14 protein-coding genes are annotated in these 15,187 nt (G+C 65.3%); 10 read left to right on the top strand and 4 right to left on the bottom strand.

The annotated features are described in order from the left end of the window. The first annotated feature begins 53 nt into the window (after nucleotides 1-53). From ACW7G1_RS10820 to radA, 4 genes are all read left to right on the top strand, one after another. Nucleotides 54-1,064 (top strand): NAD-dependent epimerase, encoded by a 1,011-nt coding sequence (locus ACW7G1_RS10820; RefSeq protein ID WP_456979719.1) that lies wholly within the window; start codon nucleotides 54-56, stop codon nucleotides 1,062-1,064. After that, nucleotides 1,057-1,968, top strand: a complete 912-nt coding sequence (gene cysD / locus ACW7G1_RS10815) for a sulfate adenylyltransferase subunit CysD (protein ID WP_456979718.1) — start codon at nucleotides 1,057-1,059, stop codon at nucleotides 1,966-1,968. Before ACW7G1_RS10820 ends, cysD begins: the two co-directional genes overlap by 8 nt. Continuing rightward, nucleotides 1,968-3,854: a sulfate adenylyltransferase subunit CysN gene (cysN, locus tag ACW7G1_RS10810; RefSeq protein WP_456979717.1), complete on the top strand. Its 1,887-nt coding sequence runs from the start codon at nucleotides 1,968-1,970 to the stop codon at nucleotides 3,852-3,854. The genes cysD and cysN overlap by 1 nt, the downstream gene beginning before the upstream one ends. A 77-nt stretch (nucleotides 3,855-3,931) precedes the next feature. Further along, complete coding sequence (radA, locus tag ACW7G1_RS10805; protein ID WP_456979716.1) at nucleotides 3,932-5,359, top strand: DNA repair protein RadA; 1,428 nt, start codon at nucleotides 3,932-3,934, stop codon at nucleotides 5,357-5,359. A 34-nt stretch (nucleotides 5,360-5,393) separates the two neighbouring features. Here radA and ACW7G1_RS10800 read toward each other — a convergent pair whose 3' ends face one another. Both ACW7G1_RS10800 and ACW7G1_RS10795 read right to left on the bottom strand, forming a co-directional pair. Then, nucleotides 5,394-6,185, bottom strand: a complete 792-nt coding sequence (locus ACW7G1_RS10800) for a cytochrome C assembly family protein (protein WP_456979715.1) — start codon at nucleotides 6,183-6,185, stop codon at nucleotides 5,394-5,396. Beyond that, nucleotides 6,182-7,309, bottom strand: a complete 1,128-nt coding sequence (locus tag ACW7G1_RS10795; protein WP_456979714.1) for a tellurite resistance/C4-dicarboxylate transporter family protein — start codon at nucleotides 7,307-7,309, stop codon at nucleotides 6,182-6,184. Before ACW7G1_RS10795 ends, ACW7G1_RS10800 begins: the two co-directional genes overlap by 4 nt. A gap of 106 nt (nucleotides 7,310-7,415) precedes the next feature. On the opposite strand from ACW7G1_RS10795, the gene ffh reads away from it, so the two are divergent. From ffh to ACW7G1_RS10765, 6 genes are all read left to right on the top strand, one after another. Further along, a complete protein-coding gene (gene ffh / locus ACW7G1_RS10790; RefSeq protein ID WP_456979713.1) occupies nucleotides 7,416-8,780 on the top strand; it encodes a signal recognition particle protein in 1,365 nt (454 codons plus the stop codon). 172 nt (nucleotides 8,781-8,952) lie between these two features. Next, nucleotides 8,953-9,237, top strand: a complete 285-nt coding sequence (gene rpsP / locus ACW7G1_RS10785; RefSeq protein WP_456979712.1) for a 30S ribosomal protein S16 — start codon at nucleotides 8,953-8,955, stop codon at nucleotides 9,235-9,237. Nucleotides 9,238-9,275: 38 nt separating this feature from the next. Then, nucleotides 9,276-9,791, top strand: a complete 516-nt coding sequence (rimM, locus tag ACW7G1_RS10780; protein ID WP_456979711.1) for a ribosome maturation factor RimM — start codon at nucleotides 9,276-9,278, stop codon at nucleotides 9,789-9,791. An 85-nt stretch (nucleotides 9,792-9,876) separates the two neighbouring features. Next, a complete protein-coding gene (trmD, locus tag ACW7G1_RS10775) occupies nucleotides 9,877-10,656 on the top strand; it encodes a tRNA (guanosine(37)-N1)-methyltransferase TrmD (RefSeq protein ID WP_456979710.1) in 780 nt (259 codons plus the stop codon). A 77-nt stretch (nucleotides 10,657-10,733) separates the two neighbouring features. Further along, a complete protein-coding gene (gene rplS, locus ACW7G1_RS10770) occupies nucleotides 10,734-11,162 on the top strand; it encodes a 50S ribosomal protein L19 (RefSeq protein ID WP_456979709.1) in 429 nt (142 codons plus the stop codon). A gap of 94 nt (nucleotides 11,163-11,256) precedes the next feature. Next, nucleotides 11,257-11,661, top strand: a complete 405-nt coding sequence (locus tag ACW7G1_RS10765; protein WP_456979708.1) for an RNA-binding S4 domain-containing protein — start codon at nucleotides 11,257-11,259, stop codon at nucleotides 11,659-11,661. A gap of 69 nt (nucleotides 11,662-11,730) precedes the next feature. Here the strand turns inward: ACW7G1_RS10765 and ACW7G1_RS10760 are convergent, their stop codons facing one another. Next, a complete protein-coding gene (locus tag ACW7G1_RS10760; RefSeq protein WP_456979707.1) occupies nucleotides 11,731-12,330 on the bottom strand; it encodes a DUF937 domain-containing protein in 600 nt (199 codons plus the stop codon). A 59-nt stretch (nucleotides 12,331-12,389) separates the two neighbouring features. After that, the gene (gene mutS, locus ACW7G1_RS10755; protein ID WP_456979903.1) at nucleotides 12,390-14,957 is read right to left on the bottom strand and encodes a DNA mismatch repair protein MutS; all 2,568 of its coding nucleotides are present in this window, start codon (nucleotides 14,955-14,957) and stop codon (nucleotides 12,390-12,392) included. Between the last annotated feature and the right edge of the window lie 230 nt (nucleotides 14,958-15,187).

The following is a 15,187-nucleotide window of genomic DNA, read 5'->3' as shown; positions in this document are numbered from 1 at the left end:
GGTAACCGGGATGCCGGGGCGGTAAACAAACCAATGAAAAAGAGTGGATTACATTGAAAATTCTGGTCACCGGAACCGCCGGCTTCATCGGCTCGCACGTTGCGCTCAAATTGCTTGAACGCGGCGATGAGGTCATCGGCATCGACAACCTCAGCGACTACTACGACGTGACGCTGAAGCAGGCGCGGTTGGCGCGGTTTGCCGACCACCCGCGCTATACCCACATCCAGGCCGACCTGGCCGACCGCGAGGCGGTCGAGGCGGCGTTTGCGACCCACAAGCCGCAGCGGGTGGTCAACCTGGCGGCGCAGGCGGGCGTGCGTTATGCGGCGCAGAACCCGCACGTGTACGTCAGCAGCAACGTCACCGGGTTCTTGCACATCCTGGAAGGTTGCCGGCATCACGGCGTCGAGCACCTGGTGTTCGCCTCGACCAGTTCGGTCTACGGCGCCAACACCACGATGCCGTTCTCCGAAGACCAGTCCACCGAGCATCCGTTGACGCTGTATGCGGCGACCAAGAAGGCCAACGAGATGATGGCGCACAGTTACGCGCATCTTTATGGCATCCCGAGCACGGGGCTGCGGTTCTTCACCGTGTATGGCCCGTGGGGGCGGCCGGACATGGCGCTGTTCCTGTTCACCAAGGCGATCCTGGCCGGCGAGCCGATCAAGGTGTTCAACCACGGCCACCACAAGCGCAGCTTTACCTACGTCGATGACATCGTCGAGGGCATCGTCCGCGCACTCGACAATCCGCCCGTGGCGAATCCCGATTGGAATGCCGCCGCGCCGGACCCGGCGACCAGCAACGCGCCGTACCGGTTGTTCAACATCGGCAACGAGGACACCGTCGAGTTGCTGCGCTATATCGAAGTGCTGGAGCAGTGCCTGGGCCGCAAGGCGAAGATGGAATTGCTGCCGTTGCAGGCCGGTGACGTGCCCGACACCGAAGCCGATGTATCCGCGTTGGTCCAGGCCGTGGACTACCGGCCGCAGGTGTCGGTGGAGGAGGGCGTGGCCAATTTCGTGGAGTGGTATCGGGGCTATTACACCCATGCCTGATGCACCCGGCCTCTCCCATCTCGACCGGCTTGAGGCCGAAAGCATCCACATCCTTCGTGAACTGGCTTCGGAGTTCCAGAATCCGGTGATGATGTATTCGGTCGGCAAGGACAGCTCGGTGCTGTTGCATTTGCTGGTCAAGGCGTTCCATCCGGCCCGGCCGCCGATCCCGCTGCTGCATGTGGATACCGGCTGGAAGTTCCGCGAGATGATTGCTTTCCGCGACCGTCGTGTGAGGGAGGCAGGGATCGAGCTGCACGTGCATACGAACCCCGACGGGGTCGCCCAGGGCATTGGTCCGATCAGCCACGGCGCGACCGTGCATACCGACGTGATGAAGACCCAGGCGCTCAAGCAGGCGCTGGATAAATGGGGCTTTGACGCGGCCATTGGCGGTGCCCGCCGGGACGAGGAGAAATCGCGCGCCAAGGAGCGGATCTTCAGCTTCCGCAACCGGCAGCACTACTGGGACCCGAAGAACCAGCGCCCCGAGCTGTGGAACCTTTACAACACCCGGATCCACAAGGGCGAGTCGGTACGCGTGTTCCCGATTTCGAACTGGACCGAGCTGGATGTCTGGCTGTACATCTTCCGCGAGAACATCCCGGTGCCCTCGCTGTATTTCGCCCGGGAACGTCCGGTGGTGGAGCGCGATGGCGCGCTGATCATGGTCGATGACGACCGGCTGCCATTGCGGCCCGGTGAGACGCCGATGACGAAGAAAGTCCGGTTCCGGACCCTTGGCTGCTACCCGCTGACCGGCGCGATCGAGTCCGAGGCCACCACGCTGGAGGCGATCATCGCCGAGATGCTTGTGTCCATCACCTCCGAGCGCCAGGGACGGGTGATCGATCAGGACCCATCGGCCTCGATGGAGAAGAAGAAACAGGAGGGCTACTTCTGATGAGCCTGCCTGACCGCGACCAGGCCGCCATCGCCGCCTACCTGCAACAGCACGAAACCAAGAGCCTGCTGCGCCTCATCATCTGTGGCAGCGTCGATGATGGCAAGAGCACGCTGATCGGGCGACTGTTGCATGACACCCGGTGCCTGCTGGACGACCAGGTGGCCGCGCTGGCCGCCGATAGTCGCAAGTTTGGTACCCAGGGCGAAGGGGTCGACTTCGCGCTTCTGGTCGATGGCCTGGCCGCCGAGCGCGAGCAGGGCATCACCATCGATGTCGCGTACCGGTTTTTTTCCACCGACCAGCGCAAGTTCATCGTTGCCGACTGCCCCGGCCACGAGCAGTACACCCGCAACATGGCCACCGGCGCGTCCACCGCCGACGTGGCGATCATGGTGGTGGATGCGCGCAAGGGCCTGCTGACCCAGACCCGTCGACACAGTTATATCGTTTCGCTGCTGGGCATCCGCCACGTCGTGCTGGCGGTCAACAAGATGGATCTGGTGGATTACGACCAGAAGGTCTTCGATGAGATCGCCGCGAGCTATCGCGTGCTGGTCGGTCAATTGGGCATTCCCGATGTCACCTGCATCCCGCTGTCGGCGCTCAACGGAGACAACATGCTGGAGCGCTCGGCCGCGACCCCGTGGTATCAGGGCAGTCCGCTGTTGCCGCACCTGGAAACCGTCGACGTCAGCGACGTGACCCGGACCGGCGGCTTCCGCTTGCCCGTGCAATGGGTCTGCCGCCCGGACCAGAACTTCCGTGGATTTGCAGGCACCGTGGTTTCCGGCCCGGTGGTGGTGGGTGACGAAATCGCGGTGTTGCCCTCTGGCCAGCGTTCGCGGGTGGCCGCGATCGTCACCGCGGGCGGCGACCTGGATTTCGCCCGGCCCGGCCAGGCGGTGACCCTGACCCTGGCCGACGAGATCGACGTGAGCCGCGGCGATGTCATTGCGGCGGCCGGCAACCTGCCGGAGGTCGCCGACCAGTTCGCGGCGCACATGCTGTGGCTCGGCGAGACGTCATTGTTACCGGGTCGGCGTTATTGGTTGAAGATCGGCACCCGCACGGTTGGCGCCCAGGTCACCGGGATCAAGCACAAGGTCGACGTCAACACCCAGGAGGAGCTGGCTGCGAAGACGCTGGAGCTGAATGAAGTGGGCTACTGCAATCTTTACCTTGACCAGCCGATCGCCTTTGAAAGTTATGCCGACAGCCACGAGTTGGGTGGCTTCATCCTGATCGACCGCCAGAGCAATGCCACGGTCGCTGCGGGGACGCTCGCCTTTGCGCTGCGACGTGCTTCCAACATCCACTGGCAACACCTCGACGTCGACAAGTCGGCACGTTCGCGGATCAAGGATCAGCAATCGCGGTGCGTCTGGTTCACCGGACTGTCCGGATCCGGCAAGTCCACGATTGCCAACCTGGTGGAGAAGCGCTTGCTGGCGATGGGTCACCACACCTACCTCCTGGATGGGGACAACGTCCGCCACGGCCTCAACAAGGATCTGGGCTTTACCGATGGGGACCGGGTCGAGAACATCCGCCGGGTGGCGGAAGTGGCGAAGTTGATGGTCGATGCGGGCCTGATCGTGCTGGTCAGTTTCATCTCGCCGTTCCGTGCCGAACGACAGATGGCCCGCAGCATGTTCAACGAAGGCGAGTTCCTGGAGGTGTTCGTGGACACGGCGCTGGAGGTCGCGGAACAACGCGACGTCAAAGGCCTGTATGCCCAGGCGCGCGCGGGAAAGATCCCCAACTTCACCGGGATCAGCTCGCCCTACGAGCCGCCCGCGCGGCCGGATGTCCACTTGCATACCGCGCAGATGGCCCCCGAGGCACTCGCCGAGGGCCTGGTGGCGAAGATCGTCGAGGAATGAAGCGGCGGGCCCCCAATCTCATACCTTGCGACGCGTGCAGGCTAAAGTAATGGCCGGTCCATCAGGTCTTCGCGTCCATGTCCTCGTTCCCCAGTAAGTCATCTGCCAAGCAGGCTCCCAAGGCCAAGGTCGCCTACGTGTGTTCCGAGTGCGGGGCCGACCACAACAAGTGGCAGGGGCAATGTGCGGCGTGTGATGCGTGGAATTCGCTGAGCGAGTTCGTGATCGAGTCGGCGGCGTCGTTGAAGGGGGCGGCCTCCGCACCTTCGCGGCGCAGTGGCTGGGCGGGCAAGGTCGATCCGCCCAAGGTGACGGCGTTGAAGGATGTCAGTCACACAGGCGAGGCTCGGGTCTCCACCGGAATCGTCGAGCTGGACCGGGTGCTGGGCGGCGGGATGGTGCAGGGGTCGGTGGTGCTGGTCGGCGGCGACCCGGGTATCGGCAAGTCGACCCTGCTGCTGCAGGCGGTTTCAAAAATGGCCGGGTCTTTGCCGGCTTTGTACGTCACCGGCGAGGAGTCGCTGGCCCAGGTGGCAGGCCGTGGCGCGCGCCTGGGCTTGTCGCTGGACGGGGTGTACGCGTTGGCCGAAACCGGGGTCGAGCGGATCCTCGAGCAGGCCGTGGAGACTCAGCCCAAGCTCATCGTCGCCGACTCGATCCAGACCTTGTGGACCGAGTCGTTGAACGCCGCGCCCGGCTCGGTCAGCCAGGTCCGCGAAAGTGCGGCGCGACTGGTGCGCTATGCCAAGGAGACCGGCACCGCGGTATTCCTGGTCGGCCACGTGACCAAGGAGGGCGGCATCGCCGGCCCGCGGGTGCTGGAGCACATGGTCGATGCGGTGCTGTACTTCGAGGGTGAGTCGGGCAGCCGGTTCCGGGTCCTGCGCGCGTTCAAGAACCGCTTCGGTGCGGTCAACGAGCTGGGCGTGTTCGCGATGGGCGACAAAGGCCTGCGCGAGGTGTCCAATCCTTCGGCGATCTTCCTGTCCGGCAGCAGCACGCCGCAACCCGGCAGTTGCGTGATGGTCACCCGCGAGGGCACGCGGCCGTTGCTGGTGGAGGTGCAGGCGCTGGTGGATGCGTCGCCGTTGTCGAACCCGCGGCGGGTCGCGGTCGGCATGGACCAGAACCGGATGGCGATGCTGCTGGCGGTGCTGCACCGGCACGGCGGAGTGGGTGTGGGTGACCAGGATGTGTTCGTCAATATCGTCGGCGGCATCCGCGTGCAGGAGACGGCGGCGGACTTGCCGGTATTGCTCGCGGTATTGTCCTCGTTGCGTGACAAGCCGCTGGCGGAGCAGACGATTGCCTTCGGCGAGGTCGGCCTGTCCGGCGAGATCCGCCCGGTGCCCAATGGTGAGGACCGGCTGAAAGAAGCCGCCACCCACGGTTTCAAGCGCGCGATCGTGCCCAAGGGCAACGCGCCCAGGAGCGGCAAGATCGGCGGCATGCAGGTGGTTGCGGTGGAGCGGCTGGCCGAGGCGGTGGACGCGGCAACAACGTAGGGTGCAATAGCGAAGCGCATTGCCCCGCCCTGCCTTACGCGCCCACAACCCCCAATACCAACTCCAGCACGAACTTGCTGCCAAAAAACGACAGCACCAGCAACACCATCGCCGTCAATGTCCAGCGCACCGCGACCGCGCCACGCCAGCCATAGCGCCAGCGGCCCATCAGCAGGCCGCCGAAGGCCACCCACGACAGCACGCTGAGCACGGTCTTGTGGACCAGATGCTGCGCAAACAGGTTGTCGACGAACAGCACGCCGGTCAGCAAGGTCGCCGAAAGCAGCACGAAGCCCACCTTGATGGTGCGGAACAACAGGATCTCCAGCTCCGCCAGGGGCGGCAACGCGCGCAGCAGGCCATGGATCCTGCGCCGGCGCAGCGCGCGTTCCTGCAACCACAGCATCACTGCCAGCAGCGCGGCGATCGCCAGGGTGGCGTAGGCGAGCAGGGCGGTCCAGGCGTGCAGTTGCAGGCGCCAGCCGAGCGGTTCCGGCGGCCGATGTCCGTGGAGGTGGTACCCGGTCAGGACGATCGCGGCGAGCGGGAAGACCACCACGCCGAGCGCGGCCATCCGCCCCTTCATGCCGACGATGACGGTCAGCGCCGCCATGCCCAGGCTGACCAGCGACAGGGCGGCATAAAAATGCATGTCCGCGCCGCCGGTGCCGCGCCACGCCAGCAGGTGCGCGCTGGCATGCAGTGCCACGGCAACGATGGCCACCCACCACCAGCTGTTGCCCGGCCGTTCGCCATGCCTGATGCCGATCACCAGCAGCCCGGTGGCGATGAAGTACAACACGACGGCGATGAGAACGATTGTCATCGCGGAAGTGTCGCATAGCCATGGCGGCGGCGTACCAGCAACCGGTGCAATACGCCGACGAATGCCGCCGCCCATGCAAACAGGGAAATGACCATGAACGTCATCGGCAGCCAAGCCAGGAATTGCAGGTCCAGCGCGAGGATCATCTCGTGGGTGCCGGCGGCGTACATGCCCAGCGGGAACACAGCGCCCCAGTACAGCGGGTCATAACGCAGCGAGGTCCGGTTGATGACGTAGCGCCACACCCCCAGCACCAGCAGCATCGGAATCCACCAGGTGCCGGTGGCCCAGTAAAACACCGTGAACCCTTTCAGGAAGGGCAGCATCGACAGCAGCAGGGGCGCGTCGGTTGCGTTGACCACCAGCAGCGAGCCGGCCAGGGTCGAGATCGCCATCGCGCCCATGTTGATCCAGTACGGCGGCTCCAGGTCGGTGGGTCGCAAGGCAAAGAATGTGTAGCGATAGAAGATCAGCGACATCATCCAGATGTAGAGCATCCCGCCCCACAGCCACATCGACAGGGCCAGGAAGTTGAATTCCAGTTGCCACGGCGGCCCGATGTAGCCGGCGAGCAGGGCGCTGAGCACGGCCACCGACTGGGTGGCCACCACCGCCAGCAGCCAGCCGCCATTGATGCCGCGATCCAGGGTCGGCTTGGCCTTCTTGACCGTGAGCAGCGCGAAGATCGTGTAGGTGAAGCCCAGCCACAGCAGGCACGCCAGCGCCCACGCGAGCAGCCCGCCGATGATGCTGTTGCCGATGACCAGGCATTGGCTACCCAGTACGCTGGTCGCCGCGATGATGGTGAAAAATCCGGGCCCGCGAAGATGGTCGCCCAGGTCGCGACGGAAGGCTTGCGGGTAACGGGCCAGCCGGGTCAGGTACAAGCACCACAACACGACGTAGAGGATCGCGTTCAGCGCGAACAGCCCTTGGCCGATGCGCGGCAACCCAAGCAGGTGGCAAGCCAGCGAAACGATGCCGGTCGCCATGACCATGCCGAAGTAGGCGGGCGACAGGCCTGCCAGGCCGGTGGCGCCGGTCAAACCCGCCGGTGGCAGGGACGGGTCCGGGGCGGTGGGCAAACCGGGCGTGACCGGGGGAGTGGGTGGGGTCGGGTCCATCGTGATGCCTGCGGGATACCCGTTTATGTTCGCATGGCGCCGGGAGATCCGCCCCTCGGGCTATACTTTCGGCCCGCTTTTGTTTCCTTTCCGCAGGTAGTGCCGCATGTTCGAATCCCTGACCCAGCGCCTGTCCGGCACCATCGAGCGCTTGCGTGGCCGCGGCCGCCTGTCCGAGGAGAACATCCGCGAATCGCTGCGCGAAGTCCGCATCGCGTTGCTGGAAGCCGACGTTGCGTTGCCGGTGGTGCAGGCGCTGATCGAGCGGATCAAGGTCCGCGCGGTCGGCCAGGAAGTGCTGAAGTCGCTGACTCCGGGCCAGGCCCTGATCAAGGTCGTGCGCGATGAGATGACCACGGTGATGGGCTCGCAGGCCAGCGAACTCAACCTCAACGTGCCCGCCCCGGCGGTGATCCTGATGGCCGGCCTGCAGGGCGCGGGCAAGACCACCACCGTGGCCAAGCTCGCCAAGCACCTCAAGGACAAGCGCAAGAAGAAGGTGATGGTGGTGTCGGCCGACGTCTATCGCCCGGCAGCGATCGAGCAGTTGAAGACCCTGGCCGAACAGGTCGATGTCCTGTTTTTCGCGTCCAGCGCCGACCAGAAGCCCGAAGCGATCGTGCGCGCGGCGATGGAGGACGCACGCAAGTCCTACGCCGATGTGTTGATCGTCGATACCGCCGGCCGGCTGGCGATCGACGAGGCGTTGATGGCCGAGATCAAGGCGCTGCATGCGGTGGCCAAGCCGGTCGAGACCCTGTTTGTGGTCGATTCGATGACCGGCCAGGACGCGGCAGCCACGGCCAAGGCCTTCGGTGAGGCGCTGCCGCTGACCGGCGTGGTGTTGACCAAGACCGATGGTGACGCGCGCGGCGGCGCGGCGTTGAGCGTGCGCTATATCACCGGCAAGCCGATCAAGTTCATCGGCGTCAGCGAGAAGCCCGACGGCCTGGACGTGTTCCATCCCGAGCGCGTCGCCAGCCGCATTCTCGACATGGGCGATGTGTTGTCGCTGGTCGAGCAGGTCGAGCAGCAGGTCGACCAGGACAAGGCGCAAAAGCTCGCCGAGAAGGTCGCCAAGGGTAAGAAGTTCAACCTGGACGACATGCGCGACCAGCTTGAGCAGATGCAGAATATGGGCGGCATCACCGGCTTGATGGACAAGCTGCCCGGCATGGGCCAGATCCCGGACTCGGTGAAGGCGCAGGTCACCGGCAAGGAAGTCCCGCGGCTGGTGGCGATCATCAACTCGATGACCAAGAAAGAGCGTCGCAACCCGGCGTTGCTGAATGGCTCGCGGCGCAAACGCATCGCTGGTGGTGCCGGAGTGACCCCGGCCGACGTCAACAAGCTGATGAAGCAGTACCAGCAGATGGAAAAGATGATGGGCAAGCTGGGCCGTGGCGGCATGAAAGGCATGATGCGCGGCATGAAGGGAATGATGGGCGGACGCGGCGGCATGCCCTTCTAAGCGCCGTACAAGCTTCTGATTACCTTCTCCCGTTTACGGGAGAAGGTGCCCGAAGGGCGGATGAGGGCTTGCGACAAGCAAGCAAAGACTTCCCCTGGCGCCGCAGACCCCTATATAATCGCAGGCTTACCTCGCCACCCTGGCGACTGGGCACCACAGGACACAACAGATCATGGTCAAGATTCGACTGGCTCGCGGCGGCGCCAAGAAGCGCCCCTTCTACCACATCGTCGTCACCGACAGCCGCAGCGCCCGTAACGGCCGCAACATCGAGCGCGTCGGTTTCTACAACCCGGTTGCTGCCGGTGGCGAGAAGCGCATCGAGCTGAACACCGAGCGCGTCCAGCATTGGCTGGGTACCGGCGCGCAGCTGACCGAAAAGGTCGCCGTGCTGTATCGCGAAGCATTGAAGTTGGCCGATGCGCCGGCCGAAGCGCCAGCTGCGACCGTCGCCTGAGTTGCAGGTCGCGCGTCCTGCGCGCGACCGCTTGAATGATGAACGACTCCGGGCGCCGCATCCTCCTTGGCAGGGTGCTTGGCGCCCTTGGTTTGCGCGGTGAAGTGAGGCTCGAGTCGTGGACCGAGCCACGGGCCGCAATCTTCGGCTATCAGCCCTGGACCTTGCGCGATGCGCATGGCAATGAGCGTGAGATCAGCGGTGTGCAAGGTCGCGAGACCGGCAAGCACGTGGTCGCGGTCTTTCCCGGTGTCAGCGATCGCGATGGCGCCGAACTGCTGAAGGGCCTGGAAATCCACGTTCCCCGCGACGCATTGCCGACGGCGAAACCCGGCGAATTTTACTGGGCGGATCTGGAAGGGCTGGGCGTCGTGACCGTCGATGGCGTCGACCTGGGCCGAGTCTCACACCTGTTCTCGACCGGCGCCAACGACGTCCTGGTGGCCCGCGATGCCGAGCGCGAACGGATGATCCCCTTCGTGCAACCGCAATACGTCACGGCGATCGACATCGCGGCGGGAGTGATCACCGTCGATTGGGACCCGGAGTTTTAACGCGATTCGTGGCCTCAACCACCCGCGAACCCCTTTCGCACGCCGCCGTGTCACACCGCGGGCCAACAACCCTTACGATCATTGCATGCGCATCGACGTCATCAGCCTGTTCCCCGACTTCATCGCCCAATGCGCCGCGTTTGGCGTGACCGGTCGGGCGGGAGAACGCGGCCTGCTATCGCTGCATGGCTGGAACCCGCGGGATTACGCCGAGGGTAGCTATCGCCGCGTCGATGACCGCCCATTTGGCGGCGGTCCCGGGATGGTGATGTTGATCGACCCGCTGCGCGCCGTCCTGCGCGCTGCTCGTGCCGCCGATCCGGCACCCGTCAAGACGATCTATCTGACCCCGCAGGGCGTGCCACTCACCCAGGCCAAGGTGCACGAGCTGGCTGAGCGCGACCGGATCGTGCTGCTGTGCGGGCGGTATGAAGGGATCGATGAGCGCGTGGTGGAAGCCGAGGTCGACGAGGAGATATCGATCGGCGATTACGTCCTGTCCGGCGGCGAACTGGCCGCGGCGGTGCTAATCGACGCGGTTGCCCGGTTGCAGGAAGGCGCGTTGAACGACGCCGAGTCCGCCGTCCAGGACAGCTTCGAGGATGGCTTGCTCGATTGCCCGCACTACACACGTCCGGTGGAGCATGAGTTGGGAGCAGTGCCGCCGGTGCTGTTGTCGGGCAACCACGCCCACATCGCCAATTGGCGACGGCAACAATCATTGTTGCGGACATTGCAACGCCGGCCGGAGTTGCTCGACAAGGCAGACCTGTCGCCGGCCGATCGACAGTTTCTCGCCACCTTGCGCGACCGTCACGGCCCTTCCCGCCATGGAGTGGCATCCGGGCGGAAATCCCCGCTATAATTGCGGGCTTAGCTGTTATCACGCCAGACGCGGGTCCACGTGCACTCGCGCTACAACTACTCCAACAGGCCAAGTCCATGAACAAGCCCTCGATCCATACGCTGCTGCAAGAGTTTGAATCCGAGCAGATCAAGCGCGAGCTGCCGGTATTCGGCCCCGGCGATACCATCGTCGTCAACGTCCGGGTCAAGGAAGGCACGCGCGAGCGCGTCCAGGCCTATGAGGGCGTGGTCATCGCGAAGAAGAACAACGGTCTGAACTCGGCGTTCACGGTGCGCAAGATCTCCCACGGCTTCGGCGTCGAGCGCGTATTCCAGTCCCATAGCGCGGTGATCGACTCGGTCGAGGTCAAGCGCCGTGGCAAGGTTCGCGCTGGCAAGCTGTACTACCTGCGTGGTCTGGAAGGTCGCAAGGCGCGCATCAAGGAAGATCTCGCTGGCGCTGCCAAGTTCAAGGCAGAGGCGAAGGCCGCTGCGGCCGCCGCCACCGCGGAAGCCGCCAAGTAATCCGATTCGGTCTCGTATCGATTCCCGGAAAAGCCACCTTCGAGGTGGCTTTTCTGTTTTTGGATCCGGCCTGTTTGGGCTACATTCGTCTGCGATGACCACTGATCAATCCGCTGCGACCGTCCGTCTCGACTTGTGGTTGTGGGCGGCCAGGTTCTACAAGAATCGCGCGCTGTCAAAACAGGCCGTCGAGACCGGCAAGGTCCAGGTCGATGGGCAGCGGGCCAAGCCGGCGCGTGCGCTACGGGTCGGCGACGCGCTGCGGATTACGCGTGCCGAAGAAACCTTCGAGGTGACGGTGCGGGCGCTGAGTGGCAAGCGTGGCGCGGCCAGTGTGGCGCAGGGTCTGTACGAGGAGTCCGAAGCCTCGCAACTGGCCCGGGCCGAACTCCGGGCCGTGCGAGCGGCGACGCGGACCGGCTACGAGGCGCCCAGGTCCAAGCCCGACAAACGCGCCCGGCGATTGATCCGGGCGCTGGGGGATATCGACTCGCTGTAACCCGCGTCGGGCGACACCACGCGGCGTGGTATCACGCTGGGCAATGTCGCGCCGGGTAACGTCGCGCCGTCAGCGCTTGCCGCCGAACAGCGAGCCGCCGATCTTCAACAGATCGGACAGGCCGGCTTGGCCATCGCCGTCCTGGTCAAGCACCGCTCCGAGCAGGCCGCCGCCGATGCCGCCCTGTTCGCGGATCTGCGCCTGTTCCTGGCCCAGCAGGCCCTCCAGTGCTTGTGGTGTGGCCGCCGCGTTGCCGCCGCTGCCCATCTGCTTGGCGAGGAAGGCCATCACCAGCGGGGCGAGCATCTTCAACAGCGATCCGGCGCGGTCGCCATCCAGTCCGGTGACGGCGCCCAGCCCCTGCGCGGCCGTCTGTTGGCGTCCGCCCAGTACGTGTCCGAGGATATCGCCGCCGTTGCCGCCTCCGCCCATAACACTGCCCAACACGCTGCCCAGGTCCAGCCCGCCGTGATCGCGTTGCAGCGCACCCAGCAGTTGTTGTGCGCCTTGTGGCTGGCTGGCATTGCGGCCCAATGCGCCCATCAGCAGCGGCAACGCCGCCGACACCGCGCTGGCAGTCTGTTCGGTGTCCAGACCGAGCTTCTGGCTCAACTGGGACATGGGCTGGCCTTGTAACTGCTGCAGGAGATCGTTGGTCAGGGTGGTCATGGGAGGGTTACCTGTGGGGTCGGAAGATCCATCCTAACGGCGAACGCATGCCCGCGACGTCACGTCAGCGACTTGATCCGGTACAACGCTTCGAGTGCCTGTTTGGGGCTCAGGTCGTCGGGATCGAGCGTCGCCAGCGCATCCAGGGCGGCCGAGCGCGGCGCGAACAAGCCGGCCTGTTGCGGCTGTTCAAGCGCGGCGGCGGACATCGAGGGCTTGGGAGCATCGCGACTTTGCTGTTCCAGCTCGGCCAACCGCCCGCGCGCCTGCTTGATCACCGATCGTGGCAGTCCCGCCAACGCCGCAACCTGCAAGCCGAAGCTGCGGTTGGCCGGCCCGTCCTTCACCGCATGCAGGAATACCAGCGTGTCGCCGCCATCGCGGTCGCGATGCTCGACCGCATCCAGGTGCACGTTGGCAATGCCGCTACCGCCGGTGTTGTTGGGCTCGCCGGCCAGGGCGGTCAACTCGAAATAGTGGGTCGCAAACAGGGTGTAGGCGCGGTTGTGGTGGGCGAGATGGCGCGCACAGGCCTCCGCCAGCGCCAGCCCGTCGTAGGTTGAAGTGCCGCGCCCGATCTCGTCCATCAGGACCAATGACTGGGCGCTGGCGTGGTGGAGGATGTAACTGGTCTCGCTCATCTCGACCATGAAGGTCGACTGGCCGCGAGCGAGGTCGTCGCCGGCGCCGATGCGGGTCAGGATGCGGTCGATCGGGCCGATCACGGCACGTGACGCGGGAACGAAACTGCCGATGTGGGCCAGCAGCACAATCAGCGCGTTCTGGCGCATGTAGGTGCTCTTGCCGCCCATGTTGGGACCGGTGATGACCAGCATCCGGCGGTCTTCATGCAGCATCAGGTCATTGGGCTCGAACGGCTCGCTGCGCACCGCCTCCACCACCGGGTGGCGACCGCGTTCGATGCTGATGCCGGGCTGGCTGGACAACTCCGGCTGTGACCAGTCCAGTGCCTGCGCGCGCTCGGCCAGGCAGGCCAGCACATCCAGCTGCGCCAACGCGGCCGCGCAGCGCTTCAGTGGTTCCAGTTGCCCGGCGAGGATGTCCAGCAGCTGCGCGTACAGCAATCGTTCGCGCGTCAACGAGCGCTCGCGGGCCGACAACACCTTGTCCTCGAACGCCTTGAGCTCCTCGGTGATGTAGCGCTCGGCGTTGGTCAGGGTCTGGCGCCGGGTGTAGTGGGTCGGTGCCTTGGCGGCGTGGGCCTTGCTGACCTCCAGGTAATAGCCGTGCACGCGGTTGTAGCCGACCTTCAGGGTCGGGATGCCACTGGCCTCGCGTTCGCGCGCTTCCAGGTCGACCAGGAACTGGTCAGCGGTCGTGGACAGCGTGCGCAACTCGTCCAGCTCGCTGTCATAGCCAGCAAGGAACACACCGCCATCGCGGGCCAGCACTGGCGGCTGATCGACGATCGCGGACTGCAGCAGGTGGGCGTGCTGGTCATGCTCGCCAAGCTCGGCGGTCAGCTCGTTGAGCAGCGGCGAGTCCAGCGGCGCGAGCACGCCGCGCAGCTCCGGCAGCAGGCCCAGTCCGTCGCGCAGGGTCGACAGGTCGCGTGGGCGCGCGCTGCGCAGGGCGATGCGGGTGAGGATCCGTTCCAGGTCGCCAAGGGCGCGGAACCGCTCGCGCACGGACTGATCGGTTGCTGATTCAACCAGCGTCTGGATGGCCTGGTGGCGGTGGCGCAGGGCAGGGTGGTCGCGCAACGGACGGTGCAGCCAGCGTCGCAGCAGACGCCCGCCCATCGGGGTGACGGTGGAGTCGAGCACGCCGAGCAGGGTGTGTTGGTTGTCGCCATCAATGCGCGAGTCCAGCTCCAGGTGACGGCGGGTCGCGGCATTCATCGCGATGGCGCCGTCGCCGGACTCGACCGCTATCGATGTCAGGTGCGGCAGGCGCTGCTTCTGGGTTTCCTCGACGTAACCGAGCAGCGCGGCCGCGGCGGAGATCGCCAACGGCCTGTCTTCCAGTCCAAACCCGGACAGGTCATGCACGGCGAAGAACTTGAGCAACTGGCGACGGCCACTGTCGGTATCGAACAGCCACGGGGCTCGCAGGCGCATGCCGCGACGCCCGGTCACGAATTCCGGCCAGCCATCTTCGTCGGGACACAGGGTCTCGGCGGGATCCAGCCGTGCCAGCTCGGCTTCCAGGGCGTCCGCCGTGGTGACTTCGTTGACCAGGAAACGGCCGCCGGCGAGATCGGCCCAGGCGACCCCGTAGCCGTGCTTGTTGCGTGACACCGCCAGCAGCAGCGTATCGCGACGCTCGCTCAGCAACGCCTCATCGGTGACCGTGCCGGGGGTGACGATGCGCACGACCTTGCGCTCTACAAGCCCCTTGCTCGCCGCCGGGTCGCCAATCTGCTCGCAGATGGCCACCGACTCGCCCAATGCCACCAGCCGCGCCAGATAACCTTCGGCCGCATGGTGGGGCACGCCGGCCATCGGGATCGGCTGGCCGGCCGAGTTGCCGCGCTGGGTCAGGGTGATGTCGAGCAGCCGCGCCGCCTTGCGGGCGTCGTCGTAGAACAGCTCGTAAAAATCGCCCATCCGGAAGAACAGCAGGACGTCGGGATGCTCTGATTTCGCGCTGAAAAACTGGCGCATGAGCGGTGTGTGGGCGTCGTTGTCGCGGGCGGTTGCGGTGTTCGAGATGGGCACGGATTTCCGGGGTCTGGCGGTGGGGCCGGATGGCGCTCGAGGTAATCGGCCATGGGTTGGCAAGTATGCCAGCCGGTGGTCGCCAGCCGCCGCCAAGACTCGTTATGTGACACCGTTCCGTTGCGTATGGAACGTGCTACGGTTCGCCTGCGGGCTTCCATCACGCCGCCATTGGC

Source organism: Lysobacter sp. A378, from assembly GCF_054052125.1.
Note: the sequence above shows the minus strand (reverse complement) of the source record. Positions and strands in the feature narration are given on the sequence as shown.

Coding starts and splice junctions, on each gene's coding strand:
- rimM (WP_456979711.1), top strand. CDS start 9,276: ATGAACGACTCCGGGCGCCGCATCCTCCTTGGCAGGGTGCTTGGCGCC.
- rplS (WP_456979709.1), top strand. CDS start 10,734: ATGAACAAGCCCTCGATCCATACGCTGCTGCAAGAGTTTGAATCCGAG.
- mutS (WP_456979903.1), bottom strand. CDS start 14,957: ATGCGCCAGTTTTTCAGCGCGAAATCAGAGCATCCCGACGTCCTGCTG.
- cysD (WP_456979718.1), top strand. CDS start 1,057: ATGCCTGATGCACCCGGCCTCTCCCATCTCGACCGGCTTGAGGCCGAA.
- rpsP (WP_456979712.1), top strand. CDS start 8,953: ATGGTCAAGATTCGACTGGCTCGCGGCGGCGCCAAGAAGCGCCCCTTC.
- trmD (WP_456979710.1), top strand. CDS start 9,877: ATGCGCATCGACGTCATCAGCCTGTTCCCCGACTTCATCGCCCAATGC.
- radA (WP_456979716.1), top strand. CDS start 3,932: ATGTCCTCGTTCCCCAGTAAGTCATCTGCCAAGCAGGCTCCCAAGGCC.
- ACW7G1_RS10795 (WP_456979714.1), bottom strand. CDS start 7,309: ATGGACCCGACCCCACCCACTCCCCCGGTCACGCCCGGTTTGCCCACC.
- ACW7G1_RS10765 (WP_456979708.1), top strand. CDS start 11,257: ATGACCACTGATCAATCCGCTGCGACCGTCCGTCTCGACTTGTGGTTG.
- cysN (WP_456979717.1), top strand. CDS start 1,968: ATGAGCCTGCCTGACCGCGACCAGGCCGCCATCGCCGCCTACCTGCAA.
- ffh (WP_456979713.1), top strand. CDS start 7,416: ATGTTCGAATCCCTGACCCAGCGCCTGTCCGGCACCATCGAGCGCTTG.
- ACW7G1_RS10800 (WP_456979715.1), bottom strand. CDS start 6,185: ATGACAATCGTTCTCATCGCCGTCGTGTTGTACTTCATCGCCACCGGG.
- ACW7G1_RS10760 (WP_456979707.1), bottom strand. CDS start 12,330: ATGACCACCCTGACCAACGATCTCCTGCAGCAGTTACAAGGCCAGCCC.